Origin of the sequence: Amycolatopsis magusensis, from assembly GCF_017875555.1 — a bacterium.
Taxonomy (GTDB): domain Bacteria; phylum Actinomycetota; class Actinomycetes; order Mycobacteriales; family Pseudonocardiaceae; genus Amycolatopsis; species Amycolatopsis magusensis.
Genome location: NZ_JAGGMS010000001.1, coordinates 2,300,179 through 2,317,810 on the forward strand (window position 1 = coordinate 2,300,179; position 17,632 = coordinate 2,317,810).

At 69.4% G+C, this 17,632-nt stretch carries 15 protein-coding genes; 7 read left to right on the top strand and 8 right to left on the bottom strand.

Annotated features, from left to right (window positions below):
• Window positions 1-17 precede the first annotated feature (17 nt).
• From JOM49_RS10715 to JOM49_RS10730, 4 genes are read right to left on the bottom strand one after another with little or no spacing between them, the layout of a single operon-like run.
• Complete coding sequence (locus JOM49_RS10715; RefSeq protein WP_209664150.1) at window positions 18-584, bottom strand: hypothetical protein; 567 nt, start codon at window positions 582-584, stop codon at window positions 18-20.
• A complete protein-coding gene (locus JOM49_RS10720) occupies window positions 581-2,722 on the bottom strand; it encodes a hydantoinase/oxoprolinase family protein (RefSeq protein WP_209664151.1) in 2,142 nt (713 codons plus the stop codon). Before JOM49_RS10720 ends, JOM49_RS10715 begins: the two co-directional genes overlap by 4 nt.
• A gap of 14 nt (window positions 2,723-2,736) precedes the next feature.
• Window positions 2,737-4,338, bottom strand: coding sequence for an FAD-dependent oxidoreductase (locus JOM49_RS10725; protein WP_209664152.1), 1,602 nt, complete (start codon window positions 4,336-4,338; stop codon window positions 2,737-2,739).
• Window positions 4,335-5,372: a LacI family DNA-binding transcriptional regulator gene (locus JOM49_RS10730; protein WP_245369291.1), complete on the bottom strand. Its 1,038-nt coding sequence runs from the start codon at window positions 5,370-5,372 to the stop codon at window positions 4,335-4,337. The genes JOM49_RS10725 and JOM49_RS10730 overlap by 4 nt, the downstream gene beginning before the upstream one ends.
• Window positions 5,373-5,549: 177 nt before the next feature.
• Between JOM49_RS10730 and JOM49_RS10735 the strand changes: the two genes are divergently transcribed.
• Window positions 5,550-6,542, top strand: a complete 993-nt coding sequence (locus JOM49_RS10735) for a glycoside hydrolase family protein (protein WP_209664153.1) — start codon at window positions 5,550-5,552, stop codon at window positions 6,540-6,542.
• 267 nt (window positions 6,543-6,809) lie between these two features.
• Here the strand turns inward: JOM49_RS10735 and JOM49_RS10740 are convergent, their stop codons facing one another.
• From JOM49_RS10740 to sdhC, 4 genes are read right to left on the bottom strand one after another with little or no spacing between them, the layout of a single operon-like run.
• Window positions 6,810-7,586: a succinate dehydrogenase iron-sulfur subunit gene (locus JOM49_RS10740; RefSeq protein ID WP_209664154.1), complete on the bottom strand. Its 777-nt coding sequence runs from the start codon at window positions 7,584-7,586 to the stop codon at window positions 6,810-6,812.
• Complete coding sequence (gene sdhA, locus JOM49_RS10745; protein ID WP_209664155.1) at window positions 7,586-9,373, bottom strand: succinate dehydrogenase flavoprotein subunit; 1,788 nt, start codon at window positions 9,371-9,373, stop codon at window positions 7,586-7,588. The genes JOM49_RS10740 and sdhA overlap by 1 nt, the downstream gene beginning before the upstream one ends.
• A gap of 33 nt (window positions 9,374-9,406) precedes the next feature.
• Entirely contained in the window at window positions 9,407-9,823 is a 417-nt protein-coding gene (locus tag JOM49_RS10750; protein WP_209664156.1) for a succinate dehydrogenase hydrophobic membrane anchor subunit, read from the bottom strand.
• Window positions 9,823-10,269: a succinate dehydrogenase, cytochrome b556 subunit gene (sdhC, locus tag JOM49_RS10755; protein ID WP_209664157.1), complete on the bottom strand. Its 447-nt coding sequence runs from the start codon at window positions 10,267-10,269 to the stop codon at window positions 9,823-9,825. The genes JOM49_RS10750 and sdhC overlap by 1 nt, the downstream gene beginning before the upstream one ends.
• Before the next feature lie 470 nt (window positions 10,270-10,739).
• Between sdhC and JOM49_RS10760 the strand changes: the two genes are divergently transcribed.
• From JOM49_RS10760 to JOM49_RS10785, 6 genes are all read left to right on the top strand, one after another.
• Complete coding sequence (locus tag JOM49_RS10760) at window positions 10,740-11,855, top strand: BMP family lipoprotein (RefSeq protein WP_245370189.1); 1,116 nt, start codon at window positions 10,740-10,742, stop codon at window positions 11,853-11,855.
• Window positions 11,856-11,942: 87 nt separating this feature from the next.
• The gene (locus JOM49_RS10765) at window positions 11,943-13,505 is read left to right on the top strand and encodes an ABC transporter ATP-binding protein (RefSeq protein ID WP_209664159.1); all 1,563 of its coding nucleotides are present in this window, start codon (window positions 11,943-11,945) and stop codon (window positions 13,503-13,505) included.
• A complete protein-coding gene (locus JOM49_RS10770) occupies window positions 13,502-14,611 on the top strand; it encodes an ABC transporter permease (RefSeq protein WP_209664160.1) in 1,110 nt (369 codons plus the stop codon). The genes JOM49_RS10765 and JOM49_RS10770 overlap by 4 nt, the downstream gene beginning before the upstream one ends.
• Window positions 14,612-14,646: 35 nt before the next feature.
• Window positions 14,647-15,885 carry an ABC transporter permease gene (locus JOM49_RS10775; RefSeq protein WP_209671044.1) on the top strand — a complete coding sequence of 413 codons (1,239 nt, stop codon included), beginning with the start codon at window positions 14,647-14,649 and terminating at the stop codon, window positions 15,883-15,885.
• On the top strand, window positions 15,878-16,270 hold the full coding sequence (locus JOM49_RS10780) for a cytidine deaminase (RefSeq protein WP_209664161.1): 393 nt from the start codon (window positions 15,878-15,880) through the stop codon (window positions 16,268-16,270). The genes JOM49_RS10775 and JOM49_RS10780 overlap by 8 nt, the downstream gene beginning before the upstream one ends.
• The gene (locus tag JOM49_RS10785; RefSeq protein ID WP_209664162.1) at window positions 16,267-17,553 is read left to right on the top strand and encodes a thymidine phosphorylase; all 1,287 of its coding nucleotides are present in this window, start codon (window positions 16,267-16,269) and stop codon (window positions 17,551-17,553) included. Before JOM49_RS10780 ends, JOM49_RS10785 begins: the two co-directional genes overlap by 4 nt.
• Window positions 17,554-17,632 lie beyond the last annotated feature (79 nt).

The following is a 17,632-nucleotide window of genomic DNA, read 5'->3' on the forward strand; positions in this document are numbered from 1 at the left end:
CGATGGCAATACCCATATCAGCCTCCTGTGTCTTCGGCCGCGCCTCCAGCACGGCGCGACCTCGCGCGGGGTTCATCCAGGGCGTCGGTCAGAAAGGTGTTGAGCAGCAGGGGGTTCAGGCCGCTGAGGCGCTGGGCGTAGCGGTGGACGGCCAGTTCGTCGGCACCGGCGACGTGGGCGCGAAGCCGCAGGACGCGGTGGCCGAGGCGGCGGTTCAGTTCGCGGGTGCGCGGCCCGTGCAGCAGGTGGTGACCGACCTCGTGGGCGATCGCCGCGCGCCGCAGTTTCTCCGGCGCGATCGGTACGCCGCGTTTCGCGCTGACCTCGCGGGCGTAGTCGAGGCTGTCGCGGTAGAGGGTGACGCGATGATCGCGGTGGTGGTACTCGGCGAGCAGGATCTCGCCGGACCGTTTGCCGCCGGTCTTCTCGCGGATGTCCAGCTGCGGCAGTTCCGGGTGTTCCTCGGCGAGTTCGTCCCCGAAGTCGAGGGCGATCCGTGCCCAGGCCCGGAGTTGCTCCGGCGTGCGGTGTTCGTGGGTCGGGGTCGCGGCGAGGAACCGCGTGCCCAGGTCGAGTGCGGTCATCGCCGGTCCTCCAGCAGCGCGACCAGCGGTTCGTCCGGCTGCCGGGTGCCGAGTTCGGCGCCGATCAGCGCGAGCAGCTGCTCCCGGTCGAGCACCCCGGACAGGTCGGCGATCTTCGGCCCGGCCAGCAGGTACACCGCCGGTGCCCGCGAACCGCCGTCGCCGACGGAGGTGTGCTCGGTGACCAGGTCGGTGAGCCGCGCGTTGCCCTCGCCCGCGGTCGTCTCGGCGAGGTGCGCCCCGGAGAGGTGCAGCCGGATCACGCCTTCGCCGTCCACCACCCGGATCTGCTCGGCCGGCCGGGCGAAGCGGCCGAAGAAGCCGGGTTTCCGGGTCTTCGCGCCCCACACGCGGTGGTGCGGGGTGACAGCGAGCTCAAGCACGTCAGCGGGTTCGACACTCAGCGATTTGGCGACTTCCCGGCGTACTCGGGCCTCGTCCAGCTTCCCGGCGCGGTCCTTCGTGCGTAGTTCGGTCGCCCCGGTGGCCACCGCCCGGATCAGGTTTCGCTGCGGATCGACAGTCACGTCGACGTCCACCCCGGCCGGGTCGGCGCCCTGGGCGACCACGGCCCGTTCGGCTTCGGCACGCGTGGCCAGCACATCGCTGTGCGACGGGTTCGGCACGATCCGCTCGACCGACTCCCGCACCATCGCCAGTGCCGCACCCAGCGGGCTGATCACCTCGCTGTGCTTCGCGATCCGCCAGTCCATAGTGGACGACTGGCCGAGGAACGGGGTGACCGCCGCCGCGCCACCACCGCCGCCGACCAGCGTGACGGCCTCGAGCCGGTACGCCTCGACCAGCTCGTCGACCACGGCCCTGACCGGCTTGACCGCCTGCTCGAGCACAGCGGCCGCGGCTTTCTCGATGGACAGGCCCAAAGCGTTCGCCAGCGGGGCGAGTGCCAGCTTCGCGGTCTCGGGATCGGCGTGGGCGTAGCTGTCTTCGGGGACCACGCCGAGCGCGTTGGCGGCGCAGGTGAGGGTGATCGCGTACCGGGTGCCGTCCGCGGTCTCCAGCGCGGCGTAGTCGGCAGGATCGCCGTCCTTGGGTGAAACGCTGATCAGCTTGGCGCCTTCGAGCGCCTTCGCGAAGCAGGCGTACGGCAGGCCCGCGATGTGCGCGCTGCGTGGGCCGACAGCGGTGACCGACTGACCGGAGACGCGGATCAGCGAGCCGCCACCGATCCCGACCGTGCGCACGTCGAGCGCGGGCAGGTAGGTCTCCCGGCCGCCGAGCTTGGCGTGCCGGACCTGCACCTTTCCGCGGCGCACCACGCTGATGTCGGTCGACGTGCCGCCGGTCTCCAGGAAGATGCCGTCGCTGAGCCGTTCGCCCATCAGCGCCCCGGCCACACCCGCCGCCGGGCCGGAAAGCGCGGTGAGCAGCGGGCGCTTGCGCATCTCCTCCAGCGACATCACGCCGCCGTCGCCACGCATCACCATCAGCGGCGCGGTGATGCCCGCCGCCGCGACACTGCGGTCCACCAGGTCGGCGGTTTCGATCATCCGCGGCATGATCCCGGCGTTGAGCACGGCCGTCCTGGCGCGTTTGGACAGTCCATAGAGGCCGGTGATCTCGTGGGTGGCGGTGGCCGGGAGGTGCTGGGCCCGTGCCTCGGTGACCACGGCCCGTTCCCCGGCCGGATCGTCCACACTGAACGGTTCGACGGCGACGATCACCTCGGCGCCATCGGAGTGCAGCTTAGCCACCGCTTCCTTGACCGTCTCCGGGTGCTCGGCGTCCTTCACCGCCGCGTACCGGATCGGCAGCGGGCGGCCGGGCGCGAGTTCCAGCTTGCGCAGCGACCGCAGCCTGCCGGTGGCCCAGCCGTCGAACCCGTGCCCGATCCCGGCGATGCCGACCGTGGCCACATCGCCCTCGAGCAGCGCGTTCGTCGCCTGCGTGGTGCCGTGCGCCAGGAACGAGACCGCGCCGGGGTCGATGCCGGTCTGCTCGTGGAGCCGGGTGAGCGCGGTGAGGATGCCGTGCGCCACGCCGTCGGCGTGGTCGTGGCTGGTGGGGACCTTGACCTGCCCGAGCAGGGCGAAGGTCTGCGCGTCCACCGCCACCGCGTCGGTGAACGTGCCCCCGACGTCGATGCCGATCCGGACGGTCTGCGGCGTTGCAGTCATGTCCAGCCTCCGATTCAGTAACCGCGGACTTCGGGCCAGCGGCGTTCCACCCCGGCCCGGTCGAGCAGTGCGGCGAACTCGCCGAACAGCGATTCGTCGGCCTGCACCTTGCGTGGCGAGACCCCGCGCCGGAGGGCGAACCCGGCCAGGTGCCCGGCCACCTCGCCGACGTTCCACTCCACCGGGTGCAGCCGGTAGCAGCCGTTGGTGATGTGCGTGGTGCCCAGGTTCTTGGCCGCGGGCAACAGGTTCTCCACCCGCCGCGGCAGCAGCGCGCCGAGCGGGATCTCGAACGGCACGCTCGCCACGTCCACGTAGTTGTCCCCGGAGGTCGACGGGTGCAGGTCGATCCGGTAGCTCCCGATGCCGACCGAATCGGCGTGGTGGGCGCGGCCGTGCGCGCCGAGCAGGTCGAGCGAGACGTGGTGCTCGGTGACGGTGGTGACCGCCTTGATGCGCCGCGATTCCCGCACGTAGGCGGCTTTCGCCAGGCCGTCGGCGGTGCCGGTGACGTCGTGGCGCAGCTTCAGGCCGGGGAAGCCGACCTCGGTCTGCAGCCAGTAGAGGACGGACAGCGACAGTTGTTTGGCCTCGTAGTGCGCTTTCGCCACGGATTCGGCGTCGGCGATCCCGTCGATCTCCAGCGCCGGGCGCAGCCAGTAGTCGTTGAGCGGCCAGTTGACCAGCGTGATGTCCGAGTCGAACGAGCCGGGCGTGTGCATGCCCCTGGCCAGGATGCGGCGGAACCCCCACAGCTCCTTGTCCCCGGCGTCGGCGCTCTGATCGGCGCTGATCGCGAGCGGGTCGGTGTCCGGGTTGGGCACGAAGGTGCGTGGCACCGGTTCCAGCGTGCGCGGGTCGGGCGCGAGGAGGCCGAGCAGCGGCCCCGGCCAGAACTCCGGCTGGTAGGAGCGCCAGAACTCGTACATCGCCGGACGGTCGATGACGTGGTTCTGTCCACTGTGGTGGGACATGGCGAAGCAGTAGGTGATGCCCTGGAGGTTGCCGGGGTCGGCCTGCTCGGGGGCGTTCGGCTCGTCGTACTCGCGCTGCGCTTCGGCACCGACTGCGAACTCGACGCCGGCCAGCGGCAGCAGGTCGCCGTTCTCGGTGGCGTCGAGCACGTAGTCGGCCTGGACGTCGAGCAGATTGCCGTGCTCGTCGCTGAGCCGCACGGATTCGACCTGGTCACCGTTGGTTTCCGCGGCCACCGGCCGGTGCCCGGTCAGCAGGGTGATCCGGCCGGCGCTGAGGTGCGGCGCCAGCATGGCTTCCAGCACCGCCAGTGCGACCCTCGGCTCGTGGCAGAGCTTGCTCACGCGGCCCGCGCCCGGGTTCAGGTTCGTGAGGCCGCGGGCTTCGGCGCGCAGCGGGTAGTGGCGGCGGTAGTAGTTGCGGATGCCTTCGCGCAGCTGCCGGTAGGTGGCGGTGGAGCCGAAGCGCTCGATCCACGGGTTTTCGTCCGGCGGCACGGCCTGCGCGGTCAGCTGGCCGCCGATCCACGTGGTCTCCTCGGTGAGCACCACGCGGTGCCCGGCGCGGGCGGCGGCCAGTGCCGCGGCGACGCCGCCGAGGCCACCGCCGACGACGAGGATTTCGGTGGACAGTTCGTTCATGCGGGGCTTCCTTGGTTCACGGGGCCGACGGTGGTTCCGGCGACCGGTTCACAGGGCAGGAGCTGGCGGGCGGCCGGGGAGTCCTGGCCGAGCTCGCGGGTGATCAGGCGGACCAGCAGGCGCACGGCCTGCCTGCCCATCTCGCGGCGGGGCACGGCGAAGCCGGTGACGTGTTCGGCTTGTCCGGGCGGCCTGCCGAGCACGGCCAGCGAGAGGTCGCGGGGGCAGGTGAGGTTGCCGGCTTCGAGTGCGTTGGTGACCGCGGTGTAGGCGGTCGAAGTGTCGGTTTCCTCGACGACGACGGCGGTGACGCCTTCTTTGCGCCAGGCGTCGAGATCGATGCCGCCGTCGAGCCGGTGCACGGTCGCGGGCAGTCCGGCGGTCGCCTGGCGGAAGCCGCGCTCGCGGTCGGTGGACGAGGGGGCGTCATCCGGTTCGCGGAGGTAGCGGATGTTGCGGTGTCCGTGGTGGATGAGCTGCTCGACGACTTTCGCCGAGGCTCTGACGTAATCGGCGCCGACGAACGGGATCCGGTTGTCCAGCTCGGGCCGGCGTCCGATGTAGACCAGCGGGAAGCCGGAGTCCAGCAGCCCGCCGATCGCCTCGTCCGGCACGTGCCTGCCGAAGAACAGGCAGCCGTCGGCGACCCGGGTCCGCCGGATGGCCGCGGCGTCGTGGTCCCGGCGGTCGGCGCCACCCCGGCCGGTGAACAGGATCAGGTCCTGCCCGAGCGCGGCGGCTTCCTCCTCGACACCGACCAGGATCGGGTAGTACGAGTCGGCGACGTCGGTCGGGAACGTGGTCTTGAAGGTGTAGAGCCCGAGCATGTGGTTGCGCGAGGACGCCAGCCGCGTGGCGACCGGGTCCGGCACGTAACCGAGCTTTTCGGCGGCTTCGAGCACGCGCAGCCGGGTGGTCTCGGCCATCCGGACGCGGGCGCGGTTGCCGCTGAGCACCACCGAGACGGTCGCCTGCGAGACCCCGGCCTCGCGGGCGATGTCCGCCTGGCGGGGCATGGCTCGACGGGTGGTCATGGAAGTCGCCCTCCTGGCTAATGCGGATTAGCAGAAGGCTGAGCGGTGCCCGGCGGGAAGTCAACCAATCTGTCCGGTTTGCGGGGACGGCGGGACTAATACGTATTAGCACCTTGACGGCGGCGTTTTGCCTGCTCACACTCGCCGCCATCCTCCGATGACGAAGGAGCTTCCCCGATGAGCCGACTGTGGAACCGCCGAGCCGCGCTGAAGGTCGCGGCCGGGACCGGGCTGGGCCTGGTGGCCGCCTCCGCGCTGCCCGCCTCCGCCGCGCCGCCCGGTTTTCCTGCGTACAAGTACCTGCGGACGGCGTTCGACAAGAACGCGCTCAAGTACAACCCGACGGGCGAGCTGATCTTCCCGTGCGTGCGGGGCACGGCCGGCCGCATCCCCGGCGCGCTGGGGCGGTTCTATCTGTACTACGCACCGCACGATGCGCCGGGTGGGATCTGCCTGGCTTACGCGAATTCACTGGGCGGGCCGTATACGGAGTACCCGGCGAACCCGATCATTTCGCGGGTGTGGCCCGGTGAGTACGAAGTGAGCCATGTTTCGTCGCCGCATGCGATGTGGAATGAGGATTCGAAGGAGATCTTCATGTACTTCCACGGCGAGAACACGGTGACTCGGCTGGCGAGGTCGAAGGACGGCATCAATTTCACGTACGACAAGGAAGTGCTGTCCACGCGTTTGCTGCCTGCGGGAACCACGGAGACGTCGTATGCGCGGGTGTTCCGGCACGACCTGCCCGCGCTGGGGGCGCGGTACGTGATGGTGTTCATGATCAATACAACGGCGAACCGGCGGTCGATCGGGTGGGGATGGTCACCGGATGCGCGGAACTGGACGTTCTCGCAGAGTCCGTTGATCCGCCCGGAGGAGGTGGGGGCGCGGGATATCGGGGCTCCGCACGTGGTTTCGCGGAACGGGTCGACTTACGTCGTGTACCACACGAATATCGAGGCTGGGGGGAGTATGCGGATCACCGAGGTGGGGAATGACTTCAGTCGGCGGGTGCATCTGGGGGTGTTCCATGCGCCGATGGCTGGGGCGCCGGACAATGGGAGGTGTGCGGCGCCGTCGTTTGGGACTGATGGGGGTGTGGAGTATATGATTTATGAGGCTGGGACTCGGTTGAATGGGTCGATAGCTATTGCTCGGGCGGTCTGAGGGTTTTTCCACCCCGGTTTTTTAGTGTGACGACAGCGGGCGTTCCGTTGTCAAGGCGGGAATGATGCCTTGACAACGGAACGCCCGCCGTGTTTTTGGCTTCGGACCGGGGATGGGGAGGGGTGGGTGGCTCTGGTGCTCGCGTTGGCGCGCCGGGCGCCGGTTTGCAGCGCGGGGGCGCGAGGGCGGCGGGGGCTGGCCATTGTCGCGAATGTGGCTTTCGGGACGTTTGACGTCTCGAAAGCCACATTCGTGACGGTTGAACGATCAGACGCGCTTGAACAGCAGGGCGCGCTTGACTTCTTGGATCGCCTTGGTGACCTGGATGCCGCGTGGGCAGGCGTCGGTGCAGTTGAAGGTGGTGCGGCACCGCCACACGCCTTCGGCGTCGTTCAGGATGTCGAGGCGTTCTTCGGCGCCTTCGTCCCGGGAGTCGAAGATGAAGCGGTGCGCGTTGACGATCGCCGCCGGGCCGAAGTAGGAGCCGTCGCTCCAGTAGACCGGGCACGACGAGGTGCAGCACGCGCACAGGATGCACTTCGTGGTGTCGTCGAAGCGCTCCCGGTCCGCGATGGACTGGACCCGCTCGCGCGTGGGCTCGTTGCCGTAGGCGATGAGGTACGGCTTGACCGCACGGAACGCCTCGAAGAAGGGTTCCATGTCGACGTAGAGGTCCTTCTCCGTCTTCAGGCCCTTGATCGGCGCGATCGTGATGGTCGTCGGCTTGCCCTTCTTCGCCAACAGGTCCTTGACCAGGACCTTGCAGGCCAGCCGGTTGATGCCGTTGATCTGCATGGCGTCGGAACCGCAGATGCCGTGCGCGCAGGACCGGCGGAACGACAGGGTGCCGTCCACGTAGTTCTTGATGCTCGACAGCAGGTTCAGCACGCGGTCGGTGGGCAGCGCCGGGACGTCGTAGGACTCCCAGTGCGGCTCGGAGTCCAGCTCCGGGTTGTACCGCAGGATCTTCACCGTGACGGTGAGCGAACCCTCCGGGGCGGGGATCTGCGAGGTGTCGTGCGCCTGTTCGGCTACCGCGGTCATCAGTACTTCCGCTCCATCGGCTCGTACCGGGTGAAGGTCACCGGCTTGTAGTCCAGCCGGATGTCCGCGAGGAATCCCGTCAGCCCCAGCGGGGCGTCGGGGTCCTCCTGCTCCGGCATCTGCTTGTACGACATCGAGTGCCGCATGAAGTTCACGTCGTCGCGGTTCGGGTAGTCCTCGCGCGCGTGCCCGCCGCGGGACTCCTTGCGCGCCAGGGCCGCCACCACCAGCGCCTCGGCGAGGTCGAGCAGGAAGCCCAGCTCGATCGCCTCGAGCAGGTCGGTGTTGAACCGCTTGCCCTTGTCCTGCACCGCGATCCGGCCGTAGCGCTCCTTGAGCGCCTGCACGTCGGTCAGCGCCTGCTTCAGCGTGTCCTCGGTGCGGTACACCGCCGCGTTCGAGTCCATCGTCTGCTGCAGCTCGGTGCGGATGTCGGCGACCCGCTCCCCGCCGTGGGCGGTGCGCAGGTGCTCGACCATGCCCTCGACCATGCGTGCCGGGGTCTCCGGCAGCTCGACGAAGTCGTGCCCGGCGGCGTACTCCGCGGCGGCGATGCCGGCGCGGCGGCCGAACACGTTGATGTCGAGCAGCGAGTTGGTGCCCAGGCGGTTCGCGCCGTGCACCGACACGCAGGCGACCTCACCCGCGGCGTACAGGCCGGGGATGACGTTGTCGTTGTCCCGCAGCGCCTCGCCGTGCACGTTGGTCGGGATCCCGCCCATCGCGTAGTGCGCGGTCGGGTACACCGGCACCGGCTCGACCACCGGGTCCACCCCGAGGTAGGTGCGGGCGAACTCGGTGATGTCCGGCAGCTTGGTCTCCAGCACCTCGGCCCCGAGGTGGGTGCAGTCCAGCAGCACGTAGTCCTTGTTCGGCCCGGCCCCGCGGCCTTCGAGCACCTCGAGCACCATCGACCGCGCGACGATGTCCCGCGGCGCCAGGTCCTTGATGGTCGGCGCGTACCGCTCCATGAACCGCTCGCCGGACTCGTTGCGCAGGATCGCGCCCTCGCCGCGGGCACCCTCGGTGAGCAGGATGCCCAGCCCGGCCAGGCCGGTCGGGTGGAACTGGTAGAACTCGATGTCCTCCAGCGGCAGGCCCTTGCGGAAGTAGATGCCCATGCCGTCACCGGTCAGCGTGTGCGCGTTCGAGGTGGTCTTGAAGACCTTCCCGAACCCGCCGGTGGCGAACACGATCGACTTGGCCTGGAAGACGTGCAGCTCACCGGTGGCCAGCTCGTAGGCGATGGCCCCGGAGGCCTTCGGCCCGTCGGGCGTGTCGGTCATCGCGATGTCGAGCACGTAGAACTCGTTGAAGAACTCGATGCCGTGCTTGACGCAGTTCTGGTACAGCGTCTGCAGGATCATGTGGCCGGTGCGGTCCGCGGCGTAGCAGGCGCGGCGCACCGCGGCCTTGCCGTGGTCACGGGTGTGCCCGCCGAACCGGCGCTGGTCGATCTTGCCCTCGGGGGTCCGGTTGAACGGCAGCCCCATCTTCTCCAGGTCGAGGACCGCGTCGATGGCTTCCTTCGCCATGATCTCGGCGGCGTCCTGGTCGGTGAGGTAGTCACCGCCCTTGACCGTGTCGAAGGTGTGCCACTCCCAGTTGTCCTCTTCGACGTTGGCGAGCGCCGCGCACATGCCGCCCTGGGCGGCACCGGTGTGCGACCGGGTCGGGTAGAGCTTGGTCAGCACCGCGGTCCTGGTGCGCTGACCGGCTTCGATGGCGGCGCGCATGCCGGCACCGCCCGCCCCGACGATCACCACGTCGTACTTGTGGAACTGCATTGCCGCTTCTCCTGAAGAACGTGTGTGGTGGGGTTAGCTGGCCGGCATGTCCGGGTCGAAGGTGAAGATCACCATGGTGCCCACCGCGAGGATCAGCACCATCGAGGTGTAGAGCACGATCTTCAGCCAGAACCGCGTGCTGTCCTTGCGCGCGTAGTCGTCGATGATCGTGCGCACGCCGTTGCCGCCGTGCAGCTGGGCCAGCCACAGCATGGACAGGTCCCAGAACTGCCAGAACGGCGAGGCCCAGCGGCCGGCCACGAAGCCCCAGTTGATCCGGTGCACGCCGCCGTCGAGGATGTTCATGATGAACAGGTGGCCGAGCACCAGCACCATCAGCGCGACGCCGGAGATGCGCATGAACAGCCAGCTGTACAGCTCGAAGTTGCTGCGCCGGGCAGCCGGGCGCCGCGGGGACCGCGGCTTGTCGAGTGGCAACGCCGCGCTCATCAGTGACCGCCTCCGAACATCGTGCTCACGGTCCGCTCGAGCATGAAGTAGGTGCCGGGGACCATCACCAGCACCCAGAGCCCGACCAGGCCCCAGAGCATCTGCTTCTGGTAGCGCGGGCCCTGCGACCAGAAGTCGACGAGGATCACCCGCAGGCCGTTGAGCGCGTGGAACAGCACCGCGCCGACCAGGCCGACCTCGATCAGGTTGACGATCGGGGTCTTGTAGGTCTCGATGACCTCGTCGTAGGCGTTCGGGGAAACGCGGACGAGCGCGGTGTCGAGCACGTGGACAAAGAGGAAGAAGAACGTGAGCACGCCGGTGATCCGGTGCAGCACCCAGGACCACATGCCTGGGTCACCGCGGTAGAACGTCCCGTTCCGGCGCGAGGCACCCGCCCGATCGCTCCGCGCCGCATCGCTCGCGGCGCCAGCAGTGGTGGACATCGGTGAACGGCCTCCAACGTCACTGATGGACTGGACCCCGGTGACCGTGGCTTCGGCGTGTTCACCTGCGTGTTCTCCGGCGAAGGCACCTGGGTCAAGGTCATCGGGCGTGGATGCTGAGGATGCTAGACCTGCCCTTGACACGGGGCTCACCCTCGGGTTGCCGTATGTGATGAGCGTTATGCCCGGCAGGGCTGCCGGGTACCCCTGTGGAGATCGACAACACGCCTTGTCGAACCACACGTTCCGGTGACAACGCGTGCCCGGTTCATCGCTCGGGCGAACCACGAACAAACATTTGGGTTACGTAGCGTGCCGTCGATGTGTCCCCGTCATGGCGGACGGGTACGGTTCGCCCCGTCGAACCCGGCAGTGGAGCCGGGTTGTTCTCGGGCACCGTTGTGAAAGAGCAGCGGGGAGGGAGAAGCACCGTGCGCGGTACACGCAATCGCACACTGGCCGCCGTAGCCATGGCCGGTGTGCTGGCGCTGGCCGGTTGTGCGAAGGATTCCGGCGGCACCGGCGGTGATACCGCTGCACCGGCTGACCAGGGTGCGCAGGGTTGCGTCACCGCGCCCAAGCCGCCGGCCGCGGCTCCGGCCGCACAGAGCCAGGCGCAGGACAGCGAGAAGGTGGACGCCTCCAAGCTGAAGGTCGGGCTGGCCTACGACGTGGGTGGCCGGGGTGACGCCTCGTTCAACGACGCGGCCGCCGCGGGCGCCGACAAGGCCAAGGCCGAGCTGGGCGTGCCCGCCATCAGCGAGAGCACCGCCACCGGCACCGAGTCCGAGGACTCCAAGCAGCAGCGCCTCAACCAGATGGCCACCGAGGGCTTCAACCCGATCATCGCGGTCGGCTTCGCCTACGCGGACTCCATCAAGGCGGTCGCGCCGAAGTTCCCGGACACCAAGTTCGCCATCGTCGACGACGACTCGGTGCAGGCGCCGAACGTCACCCCGCTGGTCTTCGCCGAGGAGCAGGGCTCGTTCCTGGCCGGCGTCGCCGCGGTCTACAAGAGCAAGAGCTGCCACGTCGGCTTCGTCGGCGGCGTGGACACCCCGCTGATCCAGAAGTTCGAGGCGGGCTTCCTGCAGGGCGTGAAGGCGGCTTCGTCCAAGGCCAAGATCGAGGACGAGTACCTCACCCCGGCGGGCGACATCTCCGGCTTCAACGACCCGGGCAAGGGCAACATCAAGGCCGCCGCCCAGATCAACAAGGGCGCCGACGTGATCTACCACGCCGCGGGCGCTTCCGGTAAGGGCGTGTTCGAGGCCGCGAAGTCCTCGGGCAAGGCGCTCGCCATCGGGGTCGACTCCGACCAGTACAACCAGAAGACGGTGGAGAACGCCAAGGACGTGATCATCACCTCGATGATCAAGCGCGTCGACGTGGCGGTCTTCGACTTCATCAAGGCCGTGGCCAAGGGCGACACCACCACCCTGCCCAAGCGGTTCGACCTCAAGGTCGACGGCGTCGGCTACGCCACCTCCGGTGGCAAGGTCGACGACATCAAGGACGTGCTCGAGGGTTACAAGGCGCAGATCATCAGCGGCGCCATCACGGTGACCGACAAGCCGCAGAAGTAAAACTCCGTTAGTTCACCTTCGCGTGGGGCCCACCGGCGGCGAACCCGTCCGGCGGGCCCCCCGCGTTGTTTCCGGGAGCATTCCTCAATGACAGAGCCGCAGCCCGAGCCCGGGTCACGCAGGCCGGTGGTCGAACTGGCCGGGATCACCAAGCGCTTTCCCGGCGTGGTCGCCAACTCCGACGTCAACCTGACCGTGCACGAGGGTGAGGTGCACGCGGTCTGTGGCGAGAACGGCGCGGGCAAGTCCACCCTGATGAAGATCCTCTACGGCATGCAGCGGCCGGACGAGGGCACCATCACCGTCAACGGCACGCAGGTCGAGCTGCGCAACCCGCAGGACGCGATCAGAGCCGGGATCGGCATGGTGCACCAGCACTTCATGCTCGCCGACAACCTGACCGTGCGCGAGAACGTGCTGCTCGGCGCGGAGTCGCTGCACGGCATCGGCCGCGCGGCCAGGGCGCGGCTGGCCGAACTGGCCGAGCGCACCGGCCTGCGCGCCGACCCGGACACGCTGCTCGAGGACCTCGGCGTGGCCGACCGCCAGCGCGTCGAGATCGTCAAGGTGCTCTACCGCGGCGCGAAGATCGTCATCCTGGACGAGCCGACCGCGGTGCTGGTGCCGCAGGAGGTCGACGCGCTGTTCGAGACCGTGCGCGACATGCAGCGCCAGGGTTTCACCTTCATCTTCATCTCGCACAAGCTCGACGAGGTGCGCGCGATCGCCGACTCGGTGACGGTGATCCGCCGCGGCACCACGGTCGGCTCGGCCGACCCGAAGAAGATCAGCTCCCGCGAGCTCGCCGAGATGATGGTCGGCAGCGAACTGCCCAGCCCGGAGACCAGGGAGTCCACCGTGACCACCCGGGACGTGATCCGGATTTCCGGGCTGCGCCTGGAGGTCGAGGGCTCGGACCGGGCCGCGCTGGACGACGTCTCGTTCTCCGTGCGCGCCGGTGAGGTGCTCGGCATCGCCGGGGTCGAGGGCAACGGCCAGACCGAACTGGTCGAGACGATCATGGGCATGCGCAAGGCCACCGGCGGCACGGTCGAACTGGTCGACGCCGACGGCAAGGTCCGCAACCTGACCCGCCTCGGCACGCTCGCCCGCCGTGAGGCCGGGATCGGCTACATCGCCGAGGACCGCACCCGGCACGGGCTGTTGCTGACGCAACCGTTGTGGGCCAACCGGATCCTCGGTTACCAGACGCGGAAACCGGTGGCCAGCGGGCAACTGCTGGACATCGCGGGCGCGCGCAAGGACACCGAGCGGATCGTCGCCGAGTACGACGTGCGCACCCCGGGCATCGACGTGCCCGCCGCCGCGCTGTCCGGCGGGAACCAGCAGAAACTGGTGGTGGGCCGGGAACTCTCCGGCGACCCGGTGCTGCTGATCGCCTCGCACCCCACGCGCGGGGTGGACGTCGGCGCGCAGGCGCTGATCTGGGAGCAGATCCGCCAGGCCCGCGCGAACGGACTGGCCGTGCTGCTGATCTCCGCGGACCTGGACGAGCTGATCGGGCTGTCCGACACGATCCGCGTCATGCTGCGCGGCCGCCTGGTCAGCGAAGCCGACCCGGCGACCGTGACGCCGCAGGAACTCGGCTCGGCGATGACCGGTGCCGCTGAAGAAGGTGAAGTCGCATGAGTTCGTGGCGCACCAGGCTGCTGCCACCACTGCTGGCGATCGTGTTCGCCGTGCTGATCTGCACGGTGGCGCTGCTGATCTCGGGAGCCGACCCGCTCCGGGCCTTCGGCACCATGATCGCCCAGCTGTTCAAGGGCACCACCGCGATCGACACGCTGAACCTGGCCACGCCGTACTACCTGGCGGGTCTCGCGGTGGCGATCGGCTTCCAGATGAACCTGTTCAACATCGGCGTCGAGGGCCAGTACCGCTTCGCCGCGGTGGTCGCCGCGATCGCCGGTGGCGCGCTGCACCTGCCGCCGGTCCTGCACGCCATCGTGATCATCCTGGTCGCGGTGCTGGGCGGCATGCTCTACGCGGCCATCCCGGCGGTGCTGAAGGTGACCCGCGGGGTCAGCGAGGTCATCTCGACGATCATGCTGAACTCGATCGTCATCGGCATCATCGCCTTCCTGATCAACCCCGAGCAGTTCGGCGTGCAGCGCGGCAACAACGTGCACACCGAGCCGATCGACGACTCCGGGCTCATCCCCGGCATCCCGCTGGGCAAGCTGGGTGAGCTGTTCGGCTTCGTGCTGATCGCCATCGCGGTCGGTGGCGCGTACTGGTTCATGCTGAACCGCACGCGCTTCGGCTTCGAGCTCAAGGCCAGCGGCGAGTCGACCACCGCGGCCGCCGCCGGTGGCGTGAACGCCAAGAAGATGACGCTGATCGCGATGCTGCTCTCCGGCGGGGTCGCCGGGCTCGTCGCGCTGCCGGAACTGCTCGGCCGCGACCACGTCTACGCCATCACCGCCGCGCAGGGCTACGGCTTCACCGGCATCGCGGTGGCGCTGCTCGGCCGCAACCACCCCGCGGGCATCGCGCTCGGCGCGGTGCTGTGGGCCTTCCTGGACAAGTCGGCGGTGTCGCTGGAGCAGATCCAGGTGCCGAAGGAGATCGCCACCATCATGCAGGGCACGATCGTGCTGTCCGTCGTGGTCGCCTACGAGATCGTCCGGCGTGCCGACCTGGCCGCCGAGCAGCGGCGGGTGGGCCGGGCACTGGCTGGCAACGGGCGCAAGCGCGGCAAGCCGGCCGACGTCAGTGAAGGGGGTGCGGTGTGAGCGCGCCGACCGACCTGGACCCGGCCCCCGCGCCGATGACCGCGACCGGCGGCAAGCCGAAGCGCCGCCTGCCCGGCTGGGCCAGGGCGATGCTCTGGGCCGCCGCGGCGCTGGTGGTGCTGTCCACCACCTCGTACCTGACCGGCGTGCCGGACCTGACCTCGTCGAACACCTCGCAGACGGCGTTGCGCCTGGCGCTGCCGATCCTGCTGGCCGGGCTCGGCGGGCTGTGGGCCGAACGCTCCGGCGTGATCAACATCGGCCTCGAGGGCATGATGATCCTCGGGACCTGGGGCGCGGCCTGGGGTGCCTACTACGGCGGCCCGTGGGCCGGGCTGGTGGCCGCGATCGTGCTCGGCGCCCTCGGCGGGCTGCTGCACGCGATCGCCACGGTCACCTTCAACGTCAACCACATCGTCTCCGGCGTGGCCCTGAACCTGCTCGGGCTCGGCGTGGCGAAGTACCTGGCGAGCCTGGTGTTCCGGCCGCTGTCGGGCAACCCGAAGCAGTCGCCGCCGGTGGAGAAGTTCGACACCTACTCGGCCACCTTCCTCTCCGACTGGCTCGGTGACCTCGAGGACGCGCAGCGGGTCGGCATCTCCGACGCGGCCGGTATCGTGCGCGGCCTGATCACCGGGGTGTCGCCGCTGGCCATGCTGGCGATCCTGCTGATCCCGGTCAGCTACTGGGTCCTCTGGAAGACGCGGTTCGGCCTGCGGCTGCGGTCGTGCGGGGAGAACCCGGTGGCCGCCGAATCCCTCGGCGTGAACGTGTACGTGCACAAGTACGTCGCGCTCGCGGTGTCCGGTGGCCTGGCCGGGATGGGTGGTGCCTCGCTGGTGCTGCTGCCCGGTGGCGCGGACTACCTGGAGAACCAGACCAACGGCCGCGGCTTCATCGGCCTGGCCGCGATGATCTTCGGCAACTGGCGGCCCGGTGGACTGCTCGGCGGCGCGGCGCTGTTCGGGTACGCCGACGGCCTGCAGCTCTCCGGTGGCGGCGAAGCCGTGCTGGCGCTGCTGTACGGCGCGGTGATCCTGCTCGGCGTGATCGTGGTGATCCAGCTGGTCCGCCGCAAGTGGGTGGCCGCCGCGCTGGGCCTGGCCGGGGCGCTCGTCCTCTACTACATCTACTGGTCCAACGACGAACTGCCGAGCGACCTGATCCCGTACTCGGCGCACTTCGTCACGATCATCGTGCTGGCGGTGGCGTCGCAGCGACTGCGGCCACCGAAGAAGATCGGTGCGAAATACCGGCGAGGCGAAGGTGACTGACATCGACTGGGACGCGTTGCGGGCGAGCGCGGTCCGCGTGGCGAAGCTCGCCTACGCGCCGTACTCCGGACTCCAGGTGGGCGTCGCGGCCATTGTGGACGATGGCCGCGAGATCACCGGCTGCAACGTGGAGAACGCTTCCTACGGGCTGGGCCTGTGCGCGGAGTGCACGATGGTCGGTCAGCTCCGGCTCACCGGGGCCGGCCGGCTGGTCGCGGTCGCTTGCCGCAGCGGTGAAGGGGAACTCCTGATGCCGTGCGGCCGGTGCCGTCAGCTGCTCTACGAACACGGCGGCCCGGACTGCCTGGTGGACACCCCGAGCGGCATCCTGCCGATGTCGCGGGTGCTCCCCGACGCCTTCGGCCCGGAGCACCTGCCCGCATGAGCGCCGGGGAACCCTTCGCCGCGGTCGACGTCATCCGGTCCAAAAGGGACGGTGGACGGCTGAGCGACGAGCAGATCGACTGGGTGGTCGGCGCGTACACCCGAGGCGTGGTCGCCGAAGAGCAGATGTCCGCGCTGGCCATGGCGATCTTCTTGCGTGGCATGGATTCCGGCGAGATCGCGCGCTGGACCGGCGCGATGATCGACTCGGGGGAGCGGCTGTCGCTGCACGGCAGCAGGCCGACGGTGGACAAGCACTCGACCGGTGGCGTCGGCGACAAGATCACCCTGCCGCTGGCGCCGCTGGTCGCCGCGTGCGGGGCGGCCGTGCCGCAGCTGTCCGGGCGCGGGCTCGGCCACACCGGCGGCACGCTCGACAAGCTGGAGTCCATCCCCGGCTGGCGCGCGGCGCTGTCCACCGAGGAGATCGTCCGGCAGCTGGAGGAGGTCGGGGCGGTGGTCTGCGCGGCCACGCCCACGCTGGCGCCCGCGGACCGCAAGCTCTACGCGCTGCGGGACGTGACCGCCACCGTCGAGTCCATCCCGCTGATCGCCAGCTCGATCATGAGCAAGAAGATCGCCGAGGGCTCGGCGGGCCTGGTGCTGGACGTCAAGACCGGCTCCGGCGCGTTCATGAAGACGCGCGAGCAGGCGAAGGAACTGGCCGAGGCGCTGGTCGCCATCGGCAAGGCACACGGGGTGGCGACCACCGCGCTGATCACCGAGATGGGCACCCCGCTGGGCCGCGCGGTCGGCAACGCGGTGGAGGTGGCCGAATCGGTCGAGGTGCTGCGCGGCGGCGGACCGGCGGACGTGGTCGAGCTGACCGTGGCGCTGGCGCGCGAGATGCTGGCGCTGGCCGGGCTGGGTTCGGTGGACCCGGCGGCCGTGCTGGCCTCGGGTGAGGCGTACGAGACCTGGTGCCGGATGATCCGCGCCCAGGACGGCGACCCGGAAGCCCCGCTCCCCGCGCCGAAGCACGTCCACATCGTGGAAGCCCCGGCGGACGGGGTGCTGTCCACTCTGGACGCCTACGCCGTCGGCGTGGCGGCCTGGCGGCTCGGGGCCGGGCGGGCGCGCAAGGAGGACCCGGTGCAGGCCGCCGCGGGCATCCTGTGCCACGCGAAACCAGGCGACCGGCTCTCCGCCGGGGACCCCGTCCTCGAACTGCACACCGACACCCCAGAGGCGCTCCCCGCCGCCCTGCACACCCTCGAGAACTCCTTCACCCTCCAGGACAGCGCCCCACCCGCCACCCCCGTCGTCCTGGACGTCCTCCGCTGAATGCTATGAGTGGGGCATTACTTGCATTGAACGCAAGTAATGCCCCACTCATAGCATTGGGCTCGGCACCCTGGGCGCA

Coding starts and splice junctions, on each gene's coding strand:
- JOM49_RS10725 (WP_209664152.1), bottom strand. CDS start 4,338: ATGAACGAACTGTCCACCGAAATCCTCGTCGTCGGCGGTGGCCTCGGC.
- sdhC (WP_209664157.1), bottom strand. CDS start 10,269: ATGTCCACCACTGCTGGCGCCGCGAGCGATGCGGCGCGGAGCGATCGG.
- JOM49_RS10770 (WP_209664160.1), top strand. CDS start 13,502: ATGAGTTCGTGGCGCACCAGGCTGCTGCCACCACTGCTGGCGATCGTG.
- JOM49_RS10765 (WP_209664159.1), top strand. CDS start 11,943: ATGACAGAGCCGCAGCCCGAGCCCGGGTCACGCAGGCCGGTGGTCGAA.
- JOM49_RS10720 (WP_209664151.1), bottom strand. CDS start 2,722: ATGACTGCAACGCCGCAGACCGTCCGGATCGGCATCGACGTCGGGGGC.
- JOM49_RS10730 (WP_245369291.1), bottom strand. CDS start 5,372: ATGACCACCCGTCGAGCCATGCCCCGCCAGGCGGACATCGCCCGCGAG.
- sdhA (WP_209664155.1), bottom strand. CDS start 9,373: ATGCAGTTCCACAAGTACGACGTGGTGATCGTCGGGGCGGGCGGTGCC.
- JOM49_RS10760 (WP_245370189.1), top strand. CDS start 10,740: ATGGCCGGTGTGCTGGCGCTGGCCGGTTGTGCGAAGGATTCCGGCGGC.
- JOM49_RS10740 (WP_209664154.1), bottom strand. CDS start 7,586: ATGACCGCGGTAGCCGAACAGGCGCACGACACCTCGCAGATCCCCGCC.
- JOM49_RS10785 (WP_209664162.1), top strand. CDS start 16,267: ATGAGCGCCGGGGAACCCTTCGCCGCGGTCGACGTCATCCGGTCCAAA.
- JOM49_RS10775 (WP_209671044.1), top strand. CDS start 14,647: ATGACCGCGACCGGCGGCAAGCCGAAGCGCCGCCTGCCCGGCTGGGCC.
- JOM49_RS10735 (WP_209664153.1), top strand. CDS start 5,550: ATGAGCCGACTGTGGAACCGCCGAGCCGCGCTGAAGGTCGCGGCCGGG.
- JOM49_RS10715 (WP_209664150.1), bottom strand. CDS start 584: ATGACCGCACTCGACCTGGGCACGCGGTTCCTCGCCGCGACCCCGACC.
- JOM49_RS10750 (WP_209664156.1), bottom strand. CDS start 9,823: ATGAGCGCGGCGTTGCCACTCGACAAGCCGCGGTCCCCGCGGCGCCCG.